Origin of the sequence: uncultured Gimesia sp. (assembly GCF_963972345.1) — a bacterium.
GTDB lineage: Bacteria > Planctomycetota > Planctomycetia > Planctomycetales > Planctomycetaceae > Gimesia.
The window spans coordinates 13,906-36,920 of sequence record NZ_CAXAVM010000039.1; the positions used below are offsets into that span (position 1 = coordinate 13,906).

The following is a 23,015-nucleotide window of genomic DNA, read 5'->3' on the forward strand; positions in this document are numbered from 1 at the left end:
ACAATCCACCAGAACAAACAACGCCAGCGGTAACTCATGGTTGTTTTGTTCTCTCAGGGCAGGATATTGTTTCTCATCAAGCGACGATTGACGGCCCAACTTCCATAGAAGTAGATCCGGTTCTGCTTCCCTCAGCCTTACATGAAAATTACAAGAGATCAGGATTATGGCAGTAACAATTTATTACGATGACGATGCAGATTTGTCTTTGTTGAAAGACAAGACCATTGCCATTCTTGGCTATGGAAGCCAGGGGCATGCACAAGCTCAAAACCTTCGCGACAGTGGCTGTAACGTCATTATCGGGCAGCGTAAGGGAAGCGAAAACTACGATCTGGCCGTCAGCCATGGTTTCGAACCAGTCTCTATCGCAGAAGCGACAAAACAGGGTGACCTGGTAAACATCCTGCTGCCAGATGAAGTTCAGGGTGACCTTTATAAAACCGAAATTCTGCCAAACCTGAGTAAGGGAAATCTGCTGCTCTGCTCACATGGATTCAACATTCATTTCAACCAGGTTGTGCCACCGGCTGGTGTCGATGCGGCCCTGGTCGCTCCCAAAGGCCCTGGTCATCTTGTCCGCAGCGAATATGTTAAAGGCGGCGGAGTTCCCTCTCTGATCGCCCTGGTCGATGGCGCCGCCGACAGTACCCGTCAACTTGCTCTGGCTTACGCCAAGGGCATTGGTGGCACACGTGGTGGTGTCATTGAAACCTCATTTGCTGAAGAAACAGAAACGGATCTGTTCGGTGAGCAGGTTGTACTCTGTGGTGGTGTCAGTGAACTGGTGAAAGCCGGCTTTGATACCCTGGTTGAAGCAGGATACCAGCCTGAAATGGCTTACTTCGAATGTATGCATGAGCTGAAACTGATCGTAGACCTGTTCTATGAAGGCGGATTGAACTACATGCGTTACAGTGTTTCCAATACAGCTGAGTACGGCGACTACTCCAGCGGTCCCCGCATCATCACTGATGAAACCCGCCAGGAAATGAAGAAAATTCTGACCGAAATCCAGACTGGTGAATTCGCAAAAAACTGGTTGCTTGAAAACAAAGCGAATCAGGCTTCATTCAAAGCCATTCGCCACCTGAATCGGCAGCATCCTATTGAAACCGTTGGAAAAGAACTCCGCCGCATGATGAGCTGGATTGATTCCAAAGAAGTCTAATCAATTTAAAAGATAACTCATAACCGGAAACGTGGTAGAAGCTTATGAAGTTTCTACCACGTTTTTTTATTGATAGATCCTCACTCGGGCCGGGGATAACATTTCCAGCACGACTTGTCTTTAGAGTGAAACAGTCATATAAAAAAGAGAACGACCTTTTTCATTCAACGGGAAATAGAACATGTCTTCATCACTGCCTCTGCACTCACAGCATCAACGAACTTATCATGATAATAAGTTCGTCTATCCGGTGCTGTCCCGCCGCAGTAAGGGGATTTCGATCGGGATTAATCTGAATCCCGATAAGATCTGTAACTTCGACTGTATCTACTGTCAGGTAGATCGCCGGGAAGAGTCAGAAACCCGCTTTGTCGGCACCGAACAGCTGATGCGGGAACTGGATCATATGCTGAAGTTTGTGCTCAGCGGCGAGATCTATCAGGATCCGAAATTTTCAGATGTCCCGACAGAATTGAAGCGACTGAATGACATTGCCTTCTCGGGAGATGGGGAACCGACCACTTATCGCAACTTCGATCAGATCGTCAAAGATGTTGCTGCATTGAAGCGGAAGCATTCCGCTTCAGATGTGAAAATGGTCCTGATCAGTAATGCCAGTATGTTTCATCGAGCAGGCACACAGGCAGCACTGGCGATTTTCGATGAAAACCAGGGGGAAATCTGGGCCAAGCTGGATGCGGGTACGGAAGACTATTTCAAGACGATTGATCGAACCAAAATCCGCTTCTCTCAGGTTCTTGATAATCTATTGCTGGCAGCAGAACAGCGTCCTATTGTCATTCAGAGTCTGTTTATGCTGGTAAATCAGCAGCCACCCTCAGTCGAGGAAATCAATGCGTATTGTTCACGGCTGAATGAGATTGTTAAGTCTGGAGGACAAATCAAGCTGGTGCAGGTTTATACAATCGCCAGGCGTACTGCTGAAGAATATGTTGCTTCACTCAGCGCCACGCAGGTGGACCAGATCGCACGTCAAGTAATTGAACAGACAAAACTGCCTGTGGAAGTGTACTACGGAAACGCCGACTGACAGAGAAGCGCTCTCTGTCAGTCATCTGGCGTTGCGAGCGCAATTTCGTTACTCGTCCAGTTGAACTGGCTCGAGATCTTTGGTGTTCCGTTCAATTGCCAGCACAATGGTTTGCTGACGACGCTTATTGGACGAAGTATTTACTGCAGGAATGACCTGCCTGCCGTTGGGCAGACTCAATCGCAGAGCAAAACGTCCTTCTTTGCTGACCGGGATCTTTTCTCCGAGCAGCGTGACTTCTGCCTGTGGGTCTGAAGTTCCATGAATCAACAGTTCGGTTTCAACGTGGAACTCTTTTTTGGCCTTCTTGCTCTTCGAACCATTTGAATCACCGTTTGCATCCAGTGTTAATGGCAGAGAGAGTCGGGAAATCGGAGTCCCATTATTCTCATTGCGGGAAGTATAACGGCGGGAACGTGTGGCAGAATAATTACTGTCGAGAGCACGTTTGGTTTTACTTCCTTTTTCGCAGACCTCAGGCATTGGCGGAGTTACTTTGTGTGAGTAAACCAGCCCGAAGAATTTATTCTGAGGTGTCACGAAACCCAGTTGCAGCTTGTAGGAACGAGCCGGCTGGTCAATCTGAACATACCACAATCCGGAATCAATTTTGATTTCCACATCTTTGACATAAGCTTTACTGGTGCGGCTGTTTTCATTCGTGGTAATATCATAAACACGAATTACAGGGACCGCCTGATACCAGTAGGCGCCCAGTGCCGCTTTCGCGCGGTCAAGACTTCCCTGGGTAATGGTCCAGTTCGCCAGTAACCAGTGAGAATCTTTCACCTGTGCATTGATCTTGGTTTCAACCGATTCAGAAGTCGGATGCATTTTTTCGCTATGAGAAGTATGCCCGTTTGATTTGAGCAGTTTCTGAATGCGTGCCTGATGTTCCGTAGGAGTCTGGCTGGATGCACTTTGAGAAGGGAAAGCCGGAACAGATGCCGGTCGGGGAGACTCAGAAGGGGGGGATTTTTGTGTTGTGGTCGTTGTTTTGCGTTTGGGCTTTGATTTTGCCATCTTAATTTTCGCAATGGCCTTAACCAACTCCTGCTTTCGCATGCCATGCCAACCGGCAATACCATGAGATTTTGCAGTGACCGCTAAATCACGACGAGTTTGACTCTCGAGGGACTTTAGAATCGTTGGGGACATCAGGAATGACTCCCAAAAATCAATCAAAACACTGGTCGGCGTCTTAATTTAGCTTCTGTCTTCCATGACACTCAGGTTCAAGTTTTAGCACATCTGCCCCGTTCCAGCACAATCAGCAAGCCGTCTGAGATGAAAAGTCCTTTATTTCGAACGACCGTAATGTGATGAACAATATGTAAACGTCAAATCTAAATTTCGACCAGGACGCTACTCTCCTCAAGAACAGAAAGCCACTAAGTAGTTATTCTCAATTTCAGGAACCATAAAACAGTTGATGAATCACTGTTATGTCATCCTGATGCCTCAACAATGAACGTTCAGACAGGATGGAGAACCAGTTTCTCCATTTGAAAACCAGATTATCCAATTTTCGTCTGACATAAATTCACAGCCAACTATGACGAGTTGACGCATGAATCATTATTGAAACGTGGCACTACTTTTAACATGAAACAATACAAAAAGCAACGATCGGCGTATTCTGATTTGTGAAGAATCACCTGGCATGGCACTGTATCGTATTACTGTTATTGAGGTTATAAATTTAGCCTCATCAAAATTTCATATCCATTATTAAAGTGGGGTGCTCGTCGGTTTTGTGGTACTCACGATACATCACCTAGGCAAAATCGGACAGGACAGAAATTGTAATACAGTAATATTACGAATCTCGAAGGAAACTGCGATCAGTGCCAGTTGCATTGATCTTTAAGCCAATTTTCAATTCCTATGACCAATAGGTACGGATCAAGGGCAATGTCAAAATTGAGAAAACTGGTTTTCGAATAATTACACAGGACTGTTCTTTGACTATCCGGAAGATTGTCTTTAGAGTCTGTGTCTGATCTGTCTACTCGGCTTAAGTCGACGGGTAGATCTGAGACGTTACTTGCGTTAATGCTTCATTTCTGAAAGCAGCCCCTTATGCCGCGACCCGATCGGCAGCCTCGCTCATCTTTAGCGGAAGCCCATCAATGGGTCAGTAGACTGACGTCAGTCAGTCTGGAGATGGCATTGCCAGCTTTACTGGGGCATTGGCTTGATGGTAAATGGGGTACCAGTCCGTGGCTGACAGCAGTCGGTGCCCTGCTCGGTTTTGCAACCGGCATGATACATTTACTGCATATGGCTAAAGAAGCGGAGCGTAAAGAACGAAAGAGTAAAGATCGTTCAGCGGATCAATCCGATGATGCGATCGCAGATAACTGATGTCAATAAATCTGATTGAACGCTCCAGGCAAATTACAGTTCAGGCAGTTCCAATCAATGATCGCTGAATCGCAATAATAAAATTACTTTCCATGCAATCAACATCAGATACGCCAACCAGAAACCCGCTGAAGCAATGCAGTATTCTTACTGCCAGCCTGCTGGTGCTGTATGCCCTTCTGAGTGTCCCCGCTTGCATGTTTGTAGGTGTGACGGCCGTGGAAGGGTTGACTTATGCTGTCGTCTTGTGCCTGGTTCCTGGGATTATCGTGTTTTTAGCCTCGGGCTTGCTCTATCGCGATGCTGCACCCGTCACCGTGATGGGACTTTCGACACTGGTTCGATTAATGATTGTGGGTATCGGTACGTTGGTAATCATTAAGCTGCGGGCTGATTTTGGTGCTGCAGAGTTTTTGAATTTTTTGATTTGGTTATTGATTTGTTACTTTGCCTCCCTATTGGTTGAAACCTTGTTGATCATTCGGTAATCTGCCGAAGCTGTTTGTAGTTAACGAAGTATTGATCAGAAACTATTTTGAATCGAGCTTAAACAATGGCCGCCGGTCACAGTGATAACTTTCATCATGTTCGCGATTTTGGGCATTTCGAACTCCCCGGGCAATATCATCTTGATTTACCCGTGATCTTCGGATTGCAGATCACAAAATTTATGGTGTTGCAGTTAGTGGCCGTTGTGTTTCTGTTTCTGGTGTTTCGAGGTCTGGCAAAACGAGCAGCCGGGGGACAGGTCGTTCAGGGACGCTGGTGGAACTTCTGGGAATCCATTGTCCTGTATATGCGAGATGAAGTCGTCCGCCCCACGATCGGATATGGTCACCACGACGACCATGGCCACGGTCATCATGATCATACACCAAAGGTAGGCCATCCTGCCGATAAATATCTCCCTTTTGTGCTTTCCTGTTTCTTTTACGTTCTGATCTGCAATCTGCTGGGTGTATTTCCCTGGATGGGTTCAGCGACTGGCGAATTGAATGTCACGATCGCTCTTGCATTTACCACTTTTTGTGCCGTTGTGTTCTATGGCTCAAGAGAACAGGGGCCTGTTCAATTCTGGCTGTCCCTGGCACCACCGATGGAGCTTCCCTTTTTTCTGAAGATAATATTAGTGCCAATGCTCTGGGTAATTGAGCTGGCCGGTTTTTTGATTAAACATGCGGTACTGGCAATTCGTTTGTTTGCCAATATCATGGCGGGGCATACCGTGATCGCAGTCTTCCTGGGATTCATTGCGTTGACCGCGGAATCCGGAATGTGGGCGATTGTTATGCCTTCCAGTATTCTTGCACAGGTTTTAATTGGTCTGCTGGAACTGTTTGTTGCGTTCCTGCAGGCATATGTGTTTGCGTTTCTTGCGACTCTGTTTATTGGGGCGGCTGTAAATCCTCACTAGAGGTTCAGTGGGCTTTCTGGCAGACTTGCTTTGTATATCTAGTTTGAGTGTTCCTCGTTGAGAAAGGTCAGGGGATAAAAACAATGATCCAGGCTTTACGGATTATGTACATGACATGCGTTGTTGTATTGGCCACAGCTGTTCCTGCAATGGCACAGGAAGCAGGTGGTGCAATTTCACTGGGGGCTCTCGGTGCAGGAATCACCATCATCGGTGCCGGTTTCGGCATTGGTAAAATTGGTGCTTCTGCTGTAGAAGCCATCGCTCGCCAGCCCGAAGCTGGTGGTAAAATCCAGACAGCAATGATTATTGCTGCCGCGTTGATCGAAGGTGCTACATTCTTCGCTCTCATCATCTGCATCATTGCTTAACAGCAACGAAACAGTAAGACATAACTACCAGAGTAGCCGCCCTCTTTGTATGAGTGCGTGTGAGCGAATAATAATTCTGACTTGAATGTGAGAAATTCTGATCATGTTTAAAAGCCTTTTTACAACCCGGTGTATCATCATGCTGATCGTTGTCAGTTGCGTGATGTGGGGCAGTGGGCTGGTTGGTTCTGAAGCTTCATTATATGCAGCTGACGGAGCGGAACAGCATACGGGAGCTCCTTTACACTGGAAAACAGACCTGGCACTATGGTCTCTCATTGTGTTTGTGGTTTTCATTTTCGTACTCAAATCATTTGCCTGGGGTCCACTGATCCAGGCGCTGGATGATCGGGAGCTGCGAGTGATTACTGCAATCAATGAAGCAGAATCGAAGCAGAAAGAGTCAGAAGAATTAGTTAAGGAACACGCACGTAAAATCGAGGCGGCTCAGGATGAGATCCAGGCAATGATGGTCGAAGCGCGATCAGATGCAGACCGGATCAAACAGGACGTACTCGAACAGGCTCGTCAGGAAGCTGAGTCCATCAAGACTCATGCCATCAGCGAAATTGAACGGGCACGTGAGCTGGCTTTGAAGGATCTGTTCGACCAGATGAATGGACGCGTAATTGATGCCACCGAGCATGTCCTGGGACGTGCTCTGAATGAATCAGATCGTGATCGGCTGATTAACGAGGCGCTGTCTCAGATTTCAGGCAGTTCAAACTGATTTGAAGTAATAACGAATTATTCAAACGCTGTTGTTTTGTTTGAATTTATTTATCCTTTAGCTGTGAGTTATGATCCGCGTGAACGATCAGAAAAAAGTAAAAGCTCATATCCCCAGTGTGATGGAAGACCCCAGCGCAATTTCAATTGCCAAGGTCTACGCCAAAGCGTTTCTGGGGACGATTCAGGAGTCTGATAAAGATTCAGCAATCGAAGAGGTTTCTGAATTTCTGCACGCGGTGACCACTCAGTTTCCCGACTTCGGATTAATCCTGACTTCGCATTCATTAAACAAAGATGAACGGCTCAGTCTGATTGATCGTGTCGTTGCCCCCCATGCTTCTGAACTCCTGACAAACTTTCTCAGAGTTCTGGCCCGGCATGACCGGCTGGAGCTCTTTGAACAGATCATGAGCCAGGTAATTCAGTTACGTGATACAGAATCCGGTAGAAAATCAGTGCTCGTTCGCTCTGCCTTTGAACTGTCGGATGAAACATTATCAAGCATTAAGCAGCGATTGAGCGACACACTGGGATTTTCTCCAGTACTACAAACATCCATAGACCAGTCAGTCATTGGCGGTCTGGTTATTCAGGTTGATGACACAGTATACGATGGTTCTCTTCGAACGCGTCTCAAACAGTTGCGCGGGCGGTTGAGCAATAGGAGCATTCATGAAATTCAAAGCGGACGAGATCGCTTCAGTTATCCAGAAGGAAATTGAAGACTTTCGCGGCGAAATTGAGACCAGCGAAGTAGGACGTGTCCTTGAAGTGGGCGATGGTATCGCACGCGTTTATGGACTTTCTTCTGCAATGTCTGGTGAAATGGTGGAATTTTCGAACGGGGTGCGTGGACAGGTCTTCAACCTCGAAGAAAATTCCGTCGGTATCATCATCTTCGGCGATTATCTGGCAATTGCTGAAGGAGATGAAGTGCGCAGTACAGGTACCCTGCTTTCCATCCCCGTGGGTGATGAACTGCTGGGACGGGTTGTTGACCCTCTGGGGATTCCCCTGGACGGGAAAGGCCCGATTGTGGCAACGGAATCAAGACCGCTGGAAATGGCCGCCCCCGGCGTCGCTGCCAGACAGCCTGTGAAACAGCCTCTGGCAACCGGGATCAAGGCGATTGACGCCATGACTCCCGTGGGTCGAGGTCAACGTGAGCTGATTATTGGTGACCGTAAAACCGGGAAAACCGCGATTGCCATCGATACCATTCTGAACCAGAAAGGTAAAGATGTAATCTGCGTTTATGTCGGTTGTGGACAGCGTTCTGCAACGATCGCCGGTATTATCAAGCAACTCGAAGAACACGGTGCACTGGATTACACCGTAGTCGTGAGTGCCTCTGCCAGTGACCCTGCTCCATTGCAGTACATTGCTCCGTATGCAGGTGCTGCGATTGCAGAACACTACATGTATCAGGGTAAACATACCCTGGTTGTATATGATGACCTTTCCAAACAGGCACAGGCATACCGCCAGTTGTCATTGTTGATGCGACGTCCTCCCGGACGTGAAGCGTATCCTGGTGACGTATTCTACTGCCACAGCCGTCTGCTGGAACGTTCGGCCCGCCTGAGTGATGAACTGGGGGGAGGTTCAATGACAGCCCTGCCGATCATCGAAACTCTGGAAGGTGAAGTCTCGGCTTACATTCCGACCAACGTGATTTCCATTACCGATGGTCAGATTTATCTGGAGCCGGACCTGTTCTTCGCCGGGATTCGCCCTGCGATCAACGTGGGGATCAGTGTATCCCGCGTGGGGGGCAACGCTCAGACCAAAGCGACTAAGAGTGTTTCCGGGAGTCTGCGTCTGGACCTGGCTGCGTTTCGTGAACTGGAAGCTTTCGCGCAGATGGGTACGGAACTGGATAAAGCCACCCAGGCACAGCTCGATCGCGGTTATCGTATGGTAGAACTGCTGAAACAACCGCAGTTCAATCCCATGTCGATGGCCGATCAGGTGGTGAGTCTGTACGCGGGAACGAAAGGGTTTCTCGATACAGTACCCATCAATCAGATCCAGCAGGCAGAGTCTGAAATGCTGCAGTTTATCCACGATCAGTATCCGGAGATCACCGACAAGATCACTGAAACGGGTAAACTCGAAGATGAAACGATCGAACAGTTGAAACCGGTATTAAAAACTTTTGTAGAACAGTTTCTGCGAAAGAATGCGTAATCAACTTTTGATTTAATTGTTTGAACAGATAATCTAAAACGGGTTCAGAATCTAATGGCCAAAGCACGTGCCATCGTAAAACGATTAAAAGCGGTAAAAAACATCCGTAAAATCACACGGACCATGGAATTGATCGCTACTGCGCGATTCAAGAAAGCCATGGACCGTGCTTCGGAGGCTGCTGCGTACACCAAAAAGATTTCTGAACTTGTTTCGGATCTGTCTCAGGCAAATCTGGAATTTCATCATCCGCTTCTGGAAAAGCATGAAACAGAGAAAAACTCTGTGCTACTCGTTTTAACTTCCAATCGTGGTTTGTGCGGCGGTTATAACTCGGGTGTTTTAAAGGCAGCTTTAAGACGTCATAAAGAGCTGATTGCCAGTGGTCAGAATGTGAGACTGGAAATATCCGGTAAGCGGGGGATCAGTTTTCTGAAGTTTCAGGGAATTGAGCCATCACATACTTATACCCACTTTGAAGATCGCCCCACCTTTGATGAAGTCGATGATCTTGCCAGTCGCTATATCACAGAATATATCGAAGGTAAGATCGATCGCCTGGATGTGGCCTATACGGAATTCGTTTCGGCGTCACGTCAGCAGCCAGCAGTACATTCCCTGCTGCCAATCGGGGCACTCGAAGCAGCCGCAGAGTCTCCCGCAACTCAGAAGTACGATTATGAATTCCTGCCCTCGGCCCAGGAGATCCTGGAAGAGATTGTCCCGACAGCATTTAAAGCACGTTTGTTTAAATGTTTTCTGGATGCAGCAGTCAGCGAACAGATTGCCCGAATGGTGGCGATGAAAGGAGCAACGGAGAACGCCAACGAAATGGTCGGCTCACTCTCAGCTCAATACAACCGGGCACGACAGTCACAGATCACCTCGGAAATCCTCGAAATTATTGGTGGTGCCGCTGCCCTGGAGTAATTTCCGTCATGCCTTATGTGGGCACTTTATGGTTTTTTACAGATTGATCAATATCAGAAAGCAGAGACATATCAATGGCGACAACCGAAGCCAGCACAACACATACCGTTGGCAAAATTACTCAGATCATTGGCTCTACATTTGATGCTGAATTTCCTGAGCATAAGCTGCCGGAAATCTACAACGCCTTGACTGTGAAGACAAACAACAAAGGTATTGAGATCAATGTCACCGGAGAAGTCCAGCAGCATCTGGGAGGTGGACGTGTCCGGTGCGTGGCTTTGGCATCTACCGATGGGATGGTCCGCGGCATGGACGTGATCGACACGGGAGCTCCGGTTTCAGTTCCTGTCGGTAAAGGAACCCTGGGACGGGTATTCAACCTGCTGGGTGACCCCGTTGATGGTCGTGGCGAAGTTGTAACTGACGAACGCTGGCCTATTCACCGCAAGCCACCATTGCTCGAAAACCTGAGTGCTAAAACCGAACTCTTCGAAACCGGGATTAAAGTGGTTGACCTGCTGACTCCTTTCGTTCGTGGTGGTAAAGCCGGTCTGTTCGGTGGAGCTGGTCTGGGTAAGACCGTGATTCTGACCGAGTTGATTGCACGTATCGCCAGTGCCCACGGTGGTTACTCGGTGTTCGCCGGCGTGGGTGAGCGTACCCGTGAGGGCAACGATCTCTGGCTGGAAATGCAGGAAACCAAAATCGGTCAGACTGATCGCTCCGTGATTGAACAGACCTGTATGGTGTTTGGTCAGATGAACGAGCCTCCAGGCGCACGTCTGCGTGTCGCTCTGTCCGCTTTGACCATGGCGGAATGGTTCCGTGACACAACCGGAACCGATACCCTGCTCTTCGTCGATAATATTTTCCGGTTCTCGCAGGCTGGTAGTGAAGTGTCTGCATTGCTGGGACGTATGCCAAGTGCTGTGGGATACCAGCCCACACTGGGTACCGAACTCGGGGAATTGCAGGAACGTATTACTTCAACTAAGAACGGGGCGATCACCAGCGTGCAGGCCGTGTATGTACCTGCAGACGACCCGACTGACCCTGCTCCCGCTACCGCGTTCTCCCACCTGGATGCGTTCATTTACCTGGAACGAAAGATCTCTGAAAAGGGGATTTATCCGGCGATTGACCCACTGGCTTCTTCCAGTCGTATTCTTGACCCGCAGTATGTGGGTGAACGGCACTACCGGGTGGCCCGCGAAGTTCAGCAGACTCTGCAACGATATCGCGAACTGCAGGACATCATCGCCATCCTTGGTGTTGATGAATTAAGCGAAGAAGACAAGTTGATCGTGCATCGTGCCCGTCGTATTGAACGCTTCCTGTCACAGCCATTCCTCGTAGCGGAAGTCTTCACCGGTAAAGCAGGTAAAATTACACCACTGGAAGATACCATTCGCAGCTTTGAAGAAATCTGTGCCGGTAAATGGGACCATCTTCCTGAATCGGCCTTCATGTATGTCGGTTCTGTGGAAGAAGCGGAAGAACAAGCCAAAAGAATGGCTGAATAGTACTTCGTCAGTATAGTTATTCGACAAAGCTGTGACTGTCATCGATATAGCCAGTCACAGCTTTTATCTGAAATCCTGTTTTAAATGTGGTTAGAGCACCAATGGCTCAAGATTTTCGATTGCTGTTAGTCACTCCGGAAACGACTCTGCTGGATCAGCCGATTCATAGTTTGCGCTGTACCCTGTTCGACGGACAAATCGGAATTCTGCCTGGTCGCATGCCGATGGTTGGTCGTCTGGGCTACGGTGAACTCTCCTTCGAATCGACAGATGGATCGGAAAGCAGATACTTCGTTGATGGCGGCTTTCTGCAGGTCCAGGGATCTGTGATTTCCGTACTCACAGAACAGGCCGTCCCCGTCAGCAAGCTGGATGCTGCAGAAGCTGAAAAACTGCTTGAAGAAGCACTCAACCGAACTGCTGTGGGCGAGGAACAAAGTAACACTCGTGAAAAAGATCAAACCCGGGCTCGGGCGATGCTGGCCCTGGCTCAAAAGAAATAAACGATCTGCGAGTGCAAAAACTCACCTTGATCTGCAACCTTGAATTTCATAAATAAGCTGAAACGGCACCGTGCGTTTCAGCTTATTTTTGTATCTGGAGTCACAGGATGACGGATCAAATCCCGACGCCTCATCAACCTCGCCCCACTATTGGTGTGCATTTCAAATGCTGTAATGTCTATGTCACTATTTATCAGAATCATACAGGGACTGCCTATGCAGGCCATTGCCCCCGGTGTGCTACGCGGATTGAAATCCCCATCGTGGATAAGGGTGGTTCTGCGAGTCGATTCTTTACCGGTTCCTAACTCTCTACATCCTCTGCCTTTACCGTTGATTTTTATTTTCAGGATCAACACAGGAATCAGGCGAATCTCCCCAGAATCATCTTGAGGTGATTTCACGATTACTCTAGGATTCGCCGTGTGTACAAATTCATTCTCCGCGTCTTGAAATTTGGATCTGAAACTACAGGATCAGCATTTTAAATGGACTATCATTTAAAGCCCTTAGGTAAATCCTGCTCTTCAACAGGCAAAGACTTTGTCCCTGGTGAACTGGTTCATTCTGTCATTATCGAAAAAAATGGACAGTTGATCAGAATGGATTTTTCTGATGAAGCCTGGACAGGGGCACCGGAGGGGGCTGTGGGAGAATGGAAATTACAGGTCCCTGAAGCTGCTGCTCCAGGTCCGAAAAAAATTGACCCCGATGCCCTGATGCAGTGTTTCGAGCAACTGTATGAAACCCCTAATCAGGTACAGGAAAAGTTTCTTTACGTCCTGGCTCTATTTCTCGTGCAGAAACGACGATTAAAACTGGAAGGCTCTCGTTCAGAAGATCAGATATCGTATCTACAGCTATCGGGAACTCATGGCGAAGGAAACTTTGATATCCGCGATCAGAACCTGGATGAAGCCGAGATTGAAGCCTTACAGCAGCAATTGAATACCCAATTTCTCGAAGAGTGGGAATAAGGGGTCCGCCCCGAAGATGGATTAAACCTATGCCACATGTTCAAGGAAGAACAGAAATCAGCAGATCAACGCAACTGCTGCGCACGCGTTTCTCAACCGCAAATATTCTGCTCCTGCTCAGCATGATCATGTTCCTCCCCGCTTGTGCTTCCGTGCGTACGTTTCTACCTCAGCAGGCTCCCGTTTGTGTATTACCTCCTAATGCCAGTTATACGCAAATCGTCAATCATTTAAACTCACAAACTGCCGGCGTATATGGCTGGCAGTCCTCTTCTGTCAAAATAAAAGCCCGTCAAAAAGGCGGGCTCCCCATGCCTGCGTTGAACGCCATGTTGATTGTCGAGCAGCCCAAACGTTTTCGTTTACGTGCCAGTTCACCTTTAGGAGCAGAAGTCGATTTTGGCTCAAACAACGAGCGTTTCTGGTTCTGGGTAAAGCGTAATGAACCGAAGCAGGTCTTCACGCTCAGGCACGATCATTATGAATCGATGGGTTCGCAGTTGAATATCCCTTTCGAACCAGACTGGCTGCTGGAAGCATTACGCGTGGTTCCGCTGAATGAAAAAGAACTTTCGATTCAGAAAGAGGGACAGAATTCACCAAATGTCAAATTGATTTCTGATCGTCTGTTACCAAATGGAAAACTGGTTCAGAAAATTCTGGTCGTCAACCTCTGTACTGGCTACATCATCGAACAATCCCTGTATGACAGTCAGGGACAACGCATTGCGACTGCCACCTTTGGTGAATATCGAAACTGCAGTAATACGAACGCCATTTTGCCTCATGTCATTAAGCTCGACTGGCCTCAAACCGGAATCGTGTTAACAATGACGATGGCCAACATTGATGTGAACCCTGCGAATGTCCCCACCGAAGTCTGGGAAGTGCCACAGTATCCAGGCTATCCGGTTCTGGATCTGGGAGCGCATCTACCATCAGGACAGGCTTCCCTGGAGGAAACACGCCCCATGCGGATTGACTCCCGGATTGCAGAACGGGCAGAACCAAACTGGTCTGAGCCGACAGATACGGTTCCCCAATGGAAGCCTGCGAATGTCGGTTTTGAAGAGGCGGAAACCTTTCCGGCGAATGACTCCGTTCCCCTGCCCGACCACCAGAACCCATTCCGTCCTCCTGGTTCATTTGATGAAGAGCCAGAAGAAGCACCCGGACGCGTCAAACTCTAAGTTAGATCGCGTCATTCCGACTCATTCGGCACTGTTTTCAGCCACTTAGTTCAGATCACTTCCCTCATCGGTTCAATTCCCTGGTCCACCAGGTATTGTGGCGTACCACTGGTGTCGAAGATGCGTGTTCCGTTCAGATCCAGGCCTGCCTTCTGATACAGAGTGGCAAAGACTTCCTGAAATTTTACGGGGCGATCACTCGCGTATTCGCCTTTCCGATTGGTTTTACCAATAACCTGTCCGCTTCGCATGCCGCCACCCGCCAGCATGGCACACGAGACTTTAGGCCAGTGATCGCGGCTGTTATTCTGGTTGATCTTGGGAGTGCGCCCGAATTCGCCCCAGACTACAACGGAGACGTCCTTATCGAGCCCCCGTTCATGGAGATCAGTCACCAGCGCTGACAGTCCCTGGTCAAGACGGGGAAATTCTTCACGGGATTTCGGGAAGTTCATTCCGTCCGGCCCATGCCAGTCCCAGCGGCTGTAATTCAGCGAAACAAACCGGGCACCCGCTTCAACCAGACGGCGGGCCAGGCAGAAGTTCTCAATCATGGGCGGTGCCCCGTCCCGCTGGAACGTTTCGCTGCTCTTACCATAGCGGGCCAGAACCTGAGGGTCTTCTTTCGACAGGTCTAATGCATCCGCGAGTTTGGATGTGGTCAGGATATTCATGGCCTGTTCAGAATAAACATCCATGCTCTCCATCAGACCTGAAGTATCCGCTTCCCGACGAAACGTGTCAAATGCGTGCTGCAACTTGACGCGGTCTCGCAATCGTTCCAGCGTGATTCCCTGCAGAATCATATTATCCGGTGAACTGCGGGCCTTACGTCCCACAAGATTGAACGGCGCATACGGAACCCCCAGAAAGCCACCCGTACCGGGTTCCCCCCAGGTTCCATTTCCCGTCTTGTACATCAAGGCAACATTTGCGGGAACAGCGGAATTGACAGGTCCCTGCAGTCGGGAAACAAAAGCCCCCGCAGCGGGCCATCCCCCCGGAGGTTGACGGCTGCCAAACTTACGACCTGTCATGCATTGATAAGCATCGTGTCGGCCATCCGCATCAGAAATGGTTCGGACGGGGATAAACTTATCCATCATCGTAGCCATGCGCGGAAACAGCTCACAGATTTCGATGCCAGGTACATTGGTTTTGATCGGGTTGAATTCCCCGCGAATTTCTTTCGGGGCATCCGGTTTGGGATCCCACAAGTCAATGTGTGAGGGGCCGCCTGGCAGATAGATATTGATGATAGCTTTGTGATGACTGCCTGACTGATTTTCAGATTCAGCCCGCAATACGCCCGGCAGAGATATCCCGCCAAGCGCCATCCCCCCGATTTTCAAGAAGCTGCGACGGGAAACGCCATCACAGAATTGGCCGTTCTTTCTGGTCGGTTTGCCAAGAATCGTCAGCATTTTATCTCTTCCCTGGAATCTCTGATCCGCAGCACCATCGAATCAATATAAACTGTCGTTGATATGATAGCGAAGTTAATCCAGCGAAGCAAACCGAATACCTGACTTTTCAGTCAGCTGAATATCTGGCACTCCCTGTTCCTGATATTCAACTTGAATGGTTGACGCATTTGCTTATCCTGCTGGTTATGCGTCGCGCGCGTGGTCGGTTTTTCCGTCTACTGATAAATCGACTCCACTGTTGAGATCTACCCTATATAAAACCGCTGGATTTAGATGAAATTCTCACTTCCATACCTCAAACTGCTACTTCTCGTTCAGCACTTTCACATGCGTATCAGGCGTTATGGGCCAGAGATCTGGACTCATAAACCGCATCTTTCAGCTTTCCTCGCTCATCTCTGCGTCAGAAATGGACAAAGCTTGGTTATGCCTGCCATTGGGAGAACTGCCTGATTAAAACAGGCGAATCAGCATTGACCGGCATAAAACATTTGAAGTTAAAGCTTCTTCAAACCAGCTTGTAGCCTGAAGCGAATCACATTTAACCAGAGCGTCTCTCAACCGATTGTACTCGGTTTAAATAGCATTGAAGACAATACAGTAAAACTGGACAGAGTCCAGTTCATTCTCTTCAGTAATACCCCAGTCGAAGTCAGGGAAATTCGATGACATTCCGATCATTGATCAGCAGCAGGTTTTTCAGTGTCTTCGGATCAAGCTGATCTGTAAAATAACGCGCGGAGCCGTCACAGAGTCCGACATTGAAGCCACCTTCATAAATACCACCAAGTTTCGGCAGTTTTTCTCCGTCAAATGGGATGTCTTCCGGTTTCGTCCAGGGGATCTCACGTCTGGCTTCGACAATCGCTATGGTGTTCGATGTGCCATCCACGATTTCCCTGATTCGAATGCCTGCCGCTGGCTCGTGTTTTGTATCAGGACTTCTGCCTGCACCAAAACCCCCGGCTAAACCCATACCGGCTTCCATATCTGCGAGCGGTGTTGATTTTCCAAAGAGAGTGTTTGGCCCCACGACTGCGAAGTAAGACGTGTAAAAACCAGGGCGGTTGTCCTGAGGATTTTTAAATACAGCCGGCATTTTCTCTAACACTTTTTTGTTATGCTCGCTATCCCAGGGTTCGTTGAGTCGGTATTCCTTATAGAGTTCGTTTTCGTCCAAATAAGGCAGCAGTGCCACACGCCAGCTGTGAGGAGTTTTGCCATCAGGCCCCAACACGACAGCGGGAGGAAAATGTTTATGTTCACCTAAGTAGTAATGCATGGCTAAGACCAGATGTTTAAGTTTGCGCATTGACTCCAGTCGCAAGGAAACTTGACGTGCTTCGACCATCGCCGGTATGAGGACTGCCGTGCTGTCGATCAAATCATTCAGGTTAGACAGGGAAGCGGCCAGACGGACATTGTTACCCTGCTGTTCCAACTGGCTTGAATTGACCAGTTGGTGCGCAAATTTCAACAGGGGAAGTATCACAAGCTGCTCTCTCTCTTTTTCGATAAGAGTCTGCTGTTCATATTGTTGCAGCATGTTGGCGCTGAGTATCTGTGCGGCGTTCAGAGTTTTATAGATCTGATTGCTGTTCTGTTGCTGATAAAGAGTCGCTTCCAGTGAAGCCTGATTACTGATATTAGCTCCCAGCGTGATCACATCGGTATGTTCCCAGACAGGTGAAAGCGAAGCTCTCCAGACAGATTCGTTAAAGTCAACCTTCCACTGGTTCTTCCAGGTCACTTCGCGCAGATGTCGCAAGTTGAACAGCGCTGCGATGGAATCCTTCTCGATTGGCTTCCACTGTTCTGTCCAGCGTCCCGGTTGATCTGTCTTGCGCACTTCCAGGATCTGACCAAGAGATTCTGGATGTCGAGCATACATCATCTCGTGATCATTCAATATTACCAGTTGGGCTCCGGAGTTGTGCTTGTCATGCAAGTGCATGATTCCATCACGGGAAAATACTTTTCCCCCACTGAAGGTCGTTGCCACCTGCTTGAGATCGATCTTCTTCGTCGTCTCGATCACAGCCGCATAATTCAGAAGCTGACTGCGTAGCTGGCCTGGTTCGGGAGCCAGAAAGATCACCGTTAATGTTTTAATTTCCGTGAACGGGATGCCAAGAGGGTAGAGGCGGGGATTTTCTTTTGCTGCCTGTTCTATCAGAGACTTGGCATACTGCAGTGAAATCTGTTTCAGCAGTTCGGCAGGCCGGAGCGCCAGCACGCCCAGTGCATCATTGGGAACAGAGTTGATTTTGAAGGCTTCATGCTTTTTTCGCATGATTTCATTAAAATCAACGGGGCCCTCTGCAGGCTGTGCCATCGGGACTTCTTCAGCCTGTTGGGCCAGACTTGTCTGAGGACCTCGAAATCCTGCCGCCACGAGACCGGCAGCCAGCAGGGAGCAGATTACCATGACACGGACAGGGCGAGAGATAACTGTTCTCAGGGATCGTTTCTGTTTGAGCATCTCGATTCTCCTCATAAATGTCGAATGAGTCGGTAAAAAGGCACGCGCCGGGCCTGTCAGTCGATGGGGTGTCTGAGAGACAGCCATCTCAGCCAGAACGATCAGGTATGGTTCAGCTCCACCACTGGTTTCGGCAGCGGCCTCATCAGCCGCCAGTTCCTGTTCCAGACGTAACCGTGAGACAAGCCAGTGAATCAGCGGATGATAGAAATAGAGTGACCGGCTGAGTTCTGCTCCCAGGATGGTCAGGTAATCGCGCTGCTGTATGTGTGCCAGTTCATGCGCCAGGACCGCGCGGAGTTGTACCCGGCTCCATTGATGCCAGACTGTGGGTAAAAGGATTTTCGGTCGCCACCAGCCTATCACAGCTGCCGTTGTCAGCTGTCCGTGTTCCATTAATTTCAGAGGTCGGTTCAATTGTTGCTCTGCTGCGAGGATGTCGAGTGTTTCTTCTGCAACAGAACCTTTCAGTGTGCTCGCCTGACGAATCATTCGATTCACGGACCCAAATCCGATGAAGAGACGGAGCATCGCAATCAGAAATCCACCTGCAAACATCCAACCCACTACGCCGGCCGGGGTGGGAATGGAATTCGGCTGATTGAGGACTGGTTCCTGTTTTAAACCTTTCAGAAAACCATCCCAGATGGTGCCCCACTCCGATTCCAGACGCGGCTTCTCAAGAAGCGGTACTTCAGAATCCGGAGAGGAAGTAGTCGGTGCTGCGGGATTCTGTTTTGCCGTTTCTGTTTTCATTTTAGTGCTATTTGCATTCCAGCTTGCCTGCCAGCGTGGCCAGGGGCTGAAAGCAAACAGTGCCAGCAGCAATGTCATTCCGATAGAACAGGAGAGGACCAGGGATCGTGTGCGGGGGCCGAGACGATTTGTACTCCAGTAAATCATCAAGGCAGACAACGCGACAATCGTTACTTGGAGACCCAACCAGAGCAGACTGATTCCGAATGTGTGCATCAGGACTTCTCCTGCAGAATTTCTTTGATTTTTTCCAGCTCGCGAGGACTCAGCTGACGTTCTTCGAGCAGACGCAGCAGCAACTTTTCTCGTGAACCCCCAAATACTTTCTGGATCATGTCCCCCAGCATACTGCCGGATACATCATCAAAGGATCGGATTGAGCAATACAAAAAAGGGCGTTCGTCATTCGTTTGCTTCAGAAATGACTTCTCTACCAGAATGCGTACCAGAGTTGCGACTGTGGTATAGGCCAGCTCTCTGCCTGCCTGTTCCAGGGCATCACGCACTTCCGCCACAGTTAATTCTGTCGTCGATTCAGTACCACTACGCTCCCAGAATACGTGCATGATTTCTAATTCACGTGCCGTGAGCTCTTTCGCTTTCGGTCTGGCCATCCCCTGCTCCTTGAGTGATCTTCACGCAAACTCAGATATTTGGTTAATTAGATTTGGTTTTATAGTAATCGGTGATGCAAAAATGTCAAATAGAATTTGAAACTTTATTCAGACCTTACTCTTAAACGGCGGCAAACGGTACTTATGGTTTACCATCGTTGATGGTCAAGAGACCGATCAGGGTTTCCGGGTCAATTCGGCTGGAAATGAAATGGACTGAGCCGTCACAGAAACCAGTCTGGTATCCCCCGTCATGAAATCCGCCGAACTCTGGTAACTTTTTGCCATCAAAGGAAATGTCCTCCGGTTTTGTCCAGGGGACATCGCGCTTGGCTTCAACAATGGCCATGATTTTGGATGTGCCATCCGTCATCTCAGCAAAAGAGACCCCCTCTTCGGTACCGAAGGGAGTGTTCTTTCCTACCACTACGAAGTAAGAAGCATTTGCGGTATTCTCTGAATTAGGATTGTAGTAGACGGGAACCAGGGTCTCAGCGATTTTTTTATTGTGTTCGCTGTCCCAGGGCTCATTCATTTTGTAGGAATCATACAACGCCTTCTGATCCAGGAAGGGAAGGAGTTCGACACGCCAGCTGTGCGGAGTTTTTCCATCCGGCCCCAGCACGACAGCCGGCGGAAAATGCTTGTGAACCTGATGATAATTATGCAGAGCCAGCATGATCTGTTTGATATTATTTTTGGACACCGACCGCCGGGCCGCTGCCCGGGCTTGTTTTATTCCCGGCACCAGACTGGCAAGCAGTTGAGTGCTGTCATCATCATTCAGCGAAGTTGCTAATGTGACCTGGTTTGCATCCTGTGTTACCCGGGCAGCCTGCAAAGCAGATTCAATGACTTTCATTTTTTCCAGATCGTCTTTTTGAACGCGCTGGGGATTTTTCCTGGCAGTTTCCTGTATTTGGGCGAACAAGTTTTGTCCCAGTAACAGGACTCCTTCCAGCGTATGTTTGACCTGGTCACGGTTTTCTTTCTGTTCAAAAATCATTTTGACTGAAAGTTCTCGATCCAGCTTCAAGCTGAAAGAAGCGAGATCGGGATGTTCCCAGAGGGGGGAGAGCACTGGCCAGAAGGGAATTCTTTCAGCAAGCGCATGCATCTGTTGGCCGACGGCAAGTTTGCGGGTCGTTTGTAAATCGATAGCAGCGGCAACAGAAGACTGTCCCCAAGGTTGCATTTGTTTGCTCCAGGATTTCCCCTTTGTGCTCTCCAGCTGGTCGATGATCTGCATGACCGCACTGATATGGTCTGAAGCGATCAGGGTTTTGTCATCCAGGAAGCATAAGCCATCACCATCAAGAGCCCCTGTTGTCAGAATCTGCCTGTCTTTGTAGTCAACCGGTTTCAGTTCGAGTTTGCTGAATTTCGTTCTGGCCTGCTGGCGATCAATCACCTTGTTCGATCGGATGACACTGACATACCTGACGAGGGGATTCACCTGCTTACCGGTATCTGATGGCAGATAAATCAGTACAATGCTTTCCAACTGAGTGAGGTCGATCCCCAATAAGTCAAAATTTTGAGGTTGCTTCTTTTCCTGTTGAGTCAGTTCCCGAACAGGTTGCATTGCTTTTTCTGACAGAATCTGTGCAGGCCGTACGGCAATCACTCCGAATGCCGTATCAGGGACCGCATCAAATGGAAACGCGGGTAAAACGGTTTGATCCTTCGGACCGCGATCAGATTTGTCTTGTGCAACAGCGCTGCGTTCACCAATAGCGACCGCTAAAAGTAGAGCTGCTACCAGACAATGAGAAAGCGTACGCCAGTCATGGGGGGTATTGAAATGCATTAAAAACTCCTCGTGGGAAACCGGTCGCGACTGAGCTCAGGACAAGATTTCAGCTAGTCTTATTGAGGGAAAGAGCCTGACGATCAGCTGGCATCATTTGACCTGAGTGCCAGACACACTGACCTAAAACACTGCGCAACAGTATATAATGGTGGTCGCCAGTACTGGGAAAGTCAAGCGCGGTCCGAGGGAGGCTCATCTCATTTACGAACGCTGAGAATCATGTCTGGGCTGTTCCGATCACTCAATTCGAGAGATTCAGCGCCTCGACTTCTTCGTTAGCGGCTCCTTCAGAATATGCTGGCAACTGAAACAGTTCCCCGTCGCTGACTGTATAATGCGGTGCCCCAACGCTTTCCCTGGCAGTGTTGGGGAGCGGCTGATTGGATTCTTTTGAACCAAACAGGGTTAATGCTGCCACTTTCAGGAAGCCTTTCCAGGAAGAAAAGGTCTGGTCGACGGCCGTTGGTTCGTGCCCACAGTGGACCATGCAATCGCGGCACTTCGGGTTACCGCTCTTTTTGCCGTACTGTTCCCAGCGCGTGGAAGACATCAGTTCTGCGAAGGTTTCGGCATAACCTTCTTCCAGCAGATAGCAGGGTTTCTGCCAGCCGAAAATGTTATAGGTCGGGTTACCCCAGGGAGTGCATTCCAGTTCCCAGTTGCCTTTCAAAAACTCCAGAAACAGCGGGGAATGATTGAATTTCCAGGCTTTTTTGGGGGCAGACAAGATTTCGCGGAACTTCTGGATCGTCTGATTACGTTTCAGGAAATGTTCCTGATCCGGGGCTTTTTCGTACTGATATCCTGGTGAAAGCATCATACTTTCGATACCCAACTCGGCCAGTTCGTCGAACATCTGACGGACCCGCTCCGGCTCGGCATGCTCAAACAGCGTGGAGTTTGTCGTCACCCGATGTCCTGCTTTGACGGCTGCTTTGATTGCGCTGATCGCCTTATCGTAGATCCCATCCCGGCAGACGGCAGCATCGTGATCTTCGCGGATGCCATCCAGGTGAATCGAAAACGTCAGATATTTTGAAGGAGGATAGTTCTCTAAATGCTTTTCCAGTAAGATCGCGTTGGTACACAGGTAGATGAATTTTTTTCGCTGAACCAGACCTGCCACGATTTCGGGCATCTGCGGATGTAATAACGGTTCACCGCCGGGAATGGAAACGATCGGTGCACCACACTCGTCAACCGCCTGGAAACATTTCTCGGGACTCAGATTCTGCTTCAGGATATGAGAGGGAAACTGGATCTTGCCACAGCCGGCACACGCCAGGTTACAGCGGAATAAAGGCTCCAGCATCAGGACCAGAGGATAGCGGTCAACACCTTTAATGCGTTGTGTCAGAACATACTTAGCTACAGTCCACATTTGAGAAAGGGGAACACCCACGATCGCCTCCATATTGCGAAAATATCAGAATCCGTTCAGAATAGGGCGATCTTAGTACTTTCTGAATCCTCTGTCACCCCCAATTTTCACCTATGTCTC

Annotated in this window: 21 protein-coding genes; 15 read left to right on the forward strand and 6 right to left on the reverse strand. The window is 49.0% G+C overall.

All coding sequences use genetic code 11. From position 1 onward, the window contains the following. The first annotated feature begins 166 nt into the window (after window positions 1-166). Together ilvC and AACZ40_RS09185 are read left to right on the forward strand one after the other, a co-directional pair. Complete coding sequence (gene ilvC, locus AACZ40_RS09180; protein WP_291169314.1) at window positions 167-1,171, forward strand: ketol-acid reductoisomerase; 1,005 nt, start codon at window positions 167-169, stop codon at window positions 1,169-1,171. A gap of 181 nt (window positions 1,172-1,352) precedes the next feature. Next, window positions 1,353-2,222: a radical SAM protein gene (locus AACZ40_RS09185; RefSeq protein ID WP_291169312.1), complete on the forward strand. Its 870-nt coding sequence runs from the start codon at window positions 1,353-1,355 to the stop codon at window positions 2,220-2,222. 48 nt (window positions 2,223-2,270) lie between these two features. On the opposite strand, the gene AACZ40_RS09190 is transcribed toward AACZ40_RS09185, so the two are convergent. Next, window positions 2,271-3,380 carry a DUF4912 domain-containing protein gene (locus tag AACZ40_RS09190; protein WP_291169310.1) on the reverse strand — a complete coding sequence of 370 codons (1,110 nt, stop codon included), beginning with the start codon at window positions 3,378-3,380 and terminating at the stop codon, window positions 2,271-2,273. Window positions 3,381-4,304: 924 nt separating this feature from the next. Between AACZ40_RS09190 and AACZ40_RS09195 the strand changes: the two genes are divergently transcribed. The 13 genes from AACZ40_RS09195 (at window position 4,305) to AACZ40_RS09255 (ending at window position 14,422) form a co-directional block, all read left to right on the forward strand. Beyond that, the gene (locus AACZ40_RS09195) at window positions 4,305-4,589 is read left to right on the forward strand and encodes an AtpZ/AtpI family protein (RefSeq protein WP_291169307.1); all 285 of its coding nucleotides are present in this window, start codon (window positions 4,305-4,307) and stop codon (window positions 4,587-4,589) included. A gap of 92 nt (window positions 4,590-4,681) precedes the next feature. Further along, on the forward strand, window positions 4,682-5,077 hold the full coding sequence (locus AACZ40_RS09200) for a hypothetical protein (protein WP_291169305.1): 396 nt from the start codon (window positions 4,682-4,684) through the stop codon (window positions 5,075-5,077). Between the two features lie 65 nt (window positions 5,078-5,142). Further along, complete coding sequence (gene atpB / locus AACZ40_RS09205) at window positions 5,143-6,003, forward strand: F0F1 ATP synthase subunit A (RefSeq protein WP_291169302.1); 861 nt, start codon at window positions 5,143-5,145, stop codon at window positions 6,001-6,003. An 83-nt stretch (window positions 6,004-6,086) separates the two neighbouring features. Continuing rightward, window positions 6,087-6,374 carry an ATP synthase F0 subunit C gene (locus tag AACZ40_RS09210; RefSeq protein WP_291169299.1) on the forward strand — a complete coding sequence of 96 codons (288 nt, stop codon included), beginning with the start codon at window positions 6,087-6,089 and terminating at the stop codon, window positions 6,372-6,374. Between the two features lie 103 nt (window positions 6,375-6,477). After that, window positions 6,478-7,104 carry a F0F1 ATP synthase subunit B gene (atpF, locus tag AACZ40_RS09215; RefSeq protein WP_291169298.1) on the forward strand — a complete coding sequence of 209 codons (627 nt, stop codon included), beginning with the start codon at window positions 6,478-6,480 and terminating at the stop codon, window positions 7,102-7,104. Between the two features lie 70 nt (window positions 7,105-7,174). Continuing rightward, complete coding sequence (gene atpH, locus AACZ40_RS09220) at window positions 7,175-7,828, forward strand: ATP synthase F1 subunit delta (protein WP_291169297.1); 654 nt, start codon at window positions 7,175-7,177, stop codon at window positions 7,826-7,828. Then, entirely contained in the window at window positions 7,779-9,296 is a 1,518-nt protein-coding gene (gene atpA / locus AACZ40_RS09225) for a F0F1 ATP synthase subunit alpha (protein WP_291169295.1), read from the forward strand. The genes atpH and atpA overlap by 50 nt, the downstream gene beginning before the upstream one ends. Before the next feature lie 54 nt (window positions 9,297-9,350). Further along, window positions 9,351-10,226, forward strand: a complete 876-nt coding sequence (gene atpG / locus AACZ40_RS09230) for an ATP synthase F1 subunit gamma (protein ID WP_291169292.1) — start codon at window positions 9,351-9,353, stop codon at window positions 10,224-10,226. Between the two features lie 74 nt (window positions 10,227-10,300). Further along, a complete protein-coding gene (atpD, locus tag AACZ40_RS09235) occupies window positions 10,301-11,752 on the forward strand; it encodes a F0F1 ATP synthase subunit beta (RefSeq protein ID WP_291169290.1) in 1,452 nt (483 codons plus the stop codon). 101 nt (window positions 11,753-11,853) lie between these two features. Beyond that, a complete protein-coding gene (locus AACZ40_RS09240) occupies window positions 11,854-12,255 on the forward strand; it encodes a F0F1 ATP synthase subunit epsilon (protein WP_291169287.1) in 402 nt (133 codons plus the stop codon). Between the two features lie 107 nt (window positions 12,256-12,362). Beyond that, window positions 12,363-12,563, forward strand: coding sequence for a hypothetical protein (locus AACZ40_RS09245; protein ID WP_291169286.1), 201 nt, complete (start codon window positions 12,363-12,365; stop codon window positions 12,561-12,563). Between the two features lie 180 nt (window positions 12,564-12,743). Further along, a complete protein-coding gene (locus tag AACZ40_RS09250) occupies window positions 12,744-13,232 on the forward strand; it encodes a hypothetical protein (RefSeq protein WP_339674166.1) in 489 nt (162 codons plus the stop codon). Between the two features lie 29 nt (window positions 13,233-13,261). Next, window positions 13,262-14,422 carry a hypothetical protein gene (locus AACZ40_RS09255; RefSeq protein WP_291169282.1) on the forward strand — a complete coding sequence of 387 codons (1,161 nt, stop codon included), beginning with the start codon at window positions 13,262-13,264 and terminating at the stop codon, window positions 14,420-14,422. A gap of 50 nt (window positions 14,423-14,472) precedes the next feature. On the opposite strand, the gene AACZ40_RS09260 is transcribed toward AACZ40_RS09255, so the two are convergent. The 5 genes from AACZ40_RS09260 to hpnH form a co-directional block, all read right to left on the reverse strand. Beyond that, complete coding sequence (locus AACZ40_RS09260) at window positions 14,473-15,846, reverse strand: DUF1501 domain-containing protein (RefSeq protein WP_291169280.1); 1,374 nt, start codon at window positions 15,844-15,846, stop codon at window positions 14,473-14,475. A 655-nt stretch (window positions 15,847-16,501) separates the two neighbouring features. Then, complete coding sequence (locus AACZ40_RS09265) at window positions 16,502-19,303, reverse strand: DUF1559 domain-containing protein (protein WP_291169278.1); 2,802 nt, start codon at window positions 19,301-19,303, stop codon at window positions 16,502-16,504. After that, window positions 19,303-19,701 (reverse strand): BlaI/MecI/CopY family transcriptional regulator, encoded by a 399-nt coding sequence (locus tag AACZ40_RS09270; RefSeq protein ID WP_291169275.1) that lies wholly within the window; start codon window positions 19,699-19,701, stop codon window positions 19,303-19,305. Before AACZ40_RS09270 ends, AACZ40_RS09265 begins: the two co-directional genes overlap by 1 nt. Window positions 19,702-19,843: 142 nt before the next feature. Continuing rightward, window positions 19,844-21,511, reverse strand: coding sequence for a DUF1559 domain-containing protein (locus AACZ40_RS09275; protein ID WP_291169273.1), 1,668 nt, complete (start codon window positions 21,509-21,511; stop codon window positions 19,844-19,846). A 244-nt stretch (window positions 21,512-21,755) separates the two neighbouring features. After that, complete coding sequence (gene hpnH, locus AACZ40_RS09280; protein WP_291169270.1) at window positions 21,756-22,916, reverse strand: adenosyl-hopene transferase HpnH; 1,161 nt, start codon at window positions 22,914-22,916, stop codon at window positions 21,756-21,758. Window positions 22,917-23,015 lie beyond the last annotated feature (99 nt).